Raw genomic sequence first — 3,100 nt, 5'->3', positions numbered from 1 at the left:
AAAAGTTTTCAAATTTCTCTGGATTATCTATATCATCTAATAAGTCAATATACTTATCTAAAGCTAATTGGAATGGTTTTAGTGCCATATATCCACTATTCATAAAACTTCCTGGAATTACACCAAATGCATCTACCATACTATCTATATTTAAGTGTTTACTCCATTTAAATAATAATGCATCTGTTTCTACATCGAAGTCTATAGGAGTAACCATTGTAGTTAATGTATTTACTTTTTCTGGGTATATGGATGAGTATATAGTTGAGTAGGTACCCCCCTGACATACTCCTAATAAATTTACTTTATCTACTCCTTTTTCTTTTCTTATATGATCAACACAGTTGTTTATATATCCATTTATATAGTCATCCATAGTTAAGTACATATCCTCTTTAGCTGGATATCCCCAATCTACTATATACAAATCAAGTCCTTTGTTTTGTAAGTTTTTTATCATACTTCTATCTTCTTGTATATCCATCATATACTGCTTATTTACTAAAGCATAAACTATTAAAGTTGGTATTTTAACTTTAGTTTCATGTGTAGATTTATAGTGATAAAGCTTCATCTTATCTTCACTATAAACAAGGTCTTTTGGAGTACTATCAACTCCTGAAACTTGAACTTCTTGTATAACATTTATTCCTTTTAATACCTTATCTTGAAATTTTAAAACTTCATCTAAATTTTTTTCAAAATCTATACCATTGAAAAGCATATTTTCGTCCCCCTATTTCATTTCCTCTTTTAAATCTTCGACTTCTCTTTTTAATTTTTTAACTTCTTTCTTTAATTCATATACAGTCTTATATAAACTATTCATATCACTTTGGTTTGGTATTGGCAGTGCTTCTAATTGTTTTTCTAATAAACTATCAAGGCTCTTTTTAAATGCCATCCCATTATCAACTACTTGACCTTGAAGCTTTGAATAGTGCTCAGTATTAAATAAACTTATAAATGCATTTTCATTTTTTACCCACCAATACTCATAAAATTCTTTAAAAGTCTTAGGCTGTTTATCTTCTTTTACCATACTTGTATATTCTTTTACCATTTCTTCCATCGTATCAACAGTAACTTTATATATACTAGCATTGTATTCGTTTAAAGTATTTATAAATTTGTAGTATGTATCCATACTTTCAAATTGTAATTTATACTCTTCTCTATTTATTCCTATAAGAGGTATATTTAATAATTTTCCTATAGTTTCTTCATATGTACTAGTCCATGATTTTGACAATTCTAGATAGGCATTTTTATCTCCTGATACTGCTTTATTCATATATTTAAAATAATCATTGTAACTATCTATACATAATTTACTTATTCTATCAAAATCCCCTTTATAAACTGACCATATCTCATTTTGTTTTTTATATATACTCTTAGTAGGTTCTGGTAAACAACTAATAAAATTATTTACAACCATATTAGTATAGTTTTCTTTCCATTCATCTATCAAATTTTTCATTTGATCTTCTGTAGAATCCACTATCTTCTCGTTCATATCAGTCCAAAATCCATATAATCCAGTATATATCTTGGAAATATCGCTATATTTATCTACTAAATCCACATTATCCATCTTTTGATTAAACGGATTAAACTTTGACCACATTTCTAAATAATCAAATTTGTCCTTCTTATCCTCAACCTTAAAACTATTTTGCCAATCTTCAAATATTTTCTTTTGTGTATTAGCCATATCCCCCAGAAAATCAAAATACTTTTGTTGTAAATCCATTATAAAATCCCCCTTATAAATGTTTGTAGTATCTATTTTAAATATTTAACTATTTTGGACTTGCCTATAAATACTCTACAATATATATATATTTTTTTTTTTAGAAATTATTACTTATTTTTTTTAAGGAGACCATTCATTCATATTCCTTATTAAATAGTCTTTGTATTCACTATCAATTTCATCTTTCAATTGCATTAAAAAAAGCACCACCTATGCTAAATAGAACCTTCTAAACTTAACATATAAGTTTAAATTCTATCTAACATAAGTTAGTGCTTTTAAATAATTCTTAGCAATTACTTCTTTGTATTTCCATACATTTCTTTTAATTGTTTTTGTATATCTTTATTTTCTAAATACTCGTCTAAAGTAGTTTTTCTATCCATTAATCCACTTGGAGTTATTTCTATTATTCTGTTTGCAAGAGTTTGTATCATCTCGTGGTCATGAGAGTTAAATAACATAACTCCAGAGAACTTTTCTAAACCTTTATTTACAGAAGTTATAGATTCTAAGTCTAAATGGTTAGTTGGGTCATCTAAAACTAATACGTTAGCATTAGATAACATAAGCTTTGATAACATACATCTAACTTTTTCTCCTCCAGATAAAACTTGAGCTTCTTTTAAAGCTTCTTCTCCAGAGAATAACATTCTACCTAAGAATCCTCTTATGAAACTTTCACTCTTTTCTTCTGAGTATTGTCTTAACCAATCTACTAATGAGTATTCAACCCCATCAAAGTATTTGTTATGATTTTTAGGAAGATAAGCTTGAGAAGTAGTTACTCCCCACTTGAAAGTTCCACTATCCGCAGTATCTTCTCCCATTAATATATTAAATAATGTAGTTATAGCTATTTCGTCACCCATAAATGCTACTTTATCATCTTTATCTAATCTGAAAGATACATTATCAAGTACCTTAACACCATCTACAGTTTTAGTTAATCCTTCAACTTCTAAAACTTCATTTCCTATTTCTCTTTCAGGAGTGAATCCAACATATGGATATCTTCTTCTTGATGGTTGTATATCTTCTAATTCTAATTTTTCTAATTGTTTTTTTCTTGATGTTGCTTGTTTTGCTTTAGAAGCATTTGAACTGAATCTTGCGATGAACTCTTTTAATTGAGCAGCTTTTTCTTCAGTTTTCTTATTTTGATCTTTAGCTAATTGTAATGCTAATTGACTTGATTCATACCAGAAATCGTAGTTACCAACGTACATTTGGATTTTACCAAAGTCAACGTCAACTATATTTGTACATATTTGATTTAAGAAATGTCTATCATGCGATACGATTATAACGATAGAATCTTCTAAATCCATTATAAAGTTA

At 27.6% G+C, this 3,100-nt stretch carries 3 protein-coding genes; all 3 read right to left on the bottom strand.

The features are described 5' to 3' along the window. Positions 1-724: alpha/beta fold hydrolase (locus VLM92_RS00945; RefSeq protein ID WP_325274479.1), on the bottom strand; the 724-nt coding region annotated here is incomplete at its 3' end. A 12-nt stretch (positions 725-736) separates the two neighbouring features. Continuing rightward, complete coding sequence (locus VLM92_RS00940) at positions 737-1,756, bottom strand: poly(R)-hydroxyalkanoic acid synthase subunit PhaE (RefSeq protein WP_325274478.1); 1,020 nt, start codon at positions 1,754-1,756, stop codon at positions 737-739. A 299-nt stretch (positions 1,757-2,055) separates the two neighbouring features. Further along, positions 2,056-3,100, bottom strand: a 1,045-nt coding sequence (locus tag VLM92_RS00935; protein ID WP_325274477.1) for an ABC-F family ATP-binding cassette domain-containing protein, incomplete at its 5' end; no start/stop codon positions are given.

The sequence above is a fragment of the Romboutsia sp. genome (assembly GCF_035470145.1).
Classification (GTDB): domain Bacteria; phylum Bacillota; class Clostridia; order Peptostreptococcales; family Peptostreptococcaceae; genus Romboutsia_D.
This window is presented reverse-complemented; position numbering and strand designations above follow the sequence as displayed.

Coding starts and splice junctions, on each gene's coding strand:
- VLM92_RS00940 (WP_325274478.1), bottom strand. CDS start 1,756: ATGGATTTACAACAAAAGTATTTTGATTTTCTGGGGGATATGGCTAAT.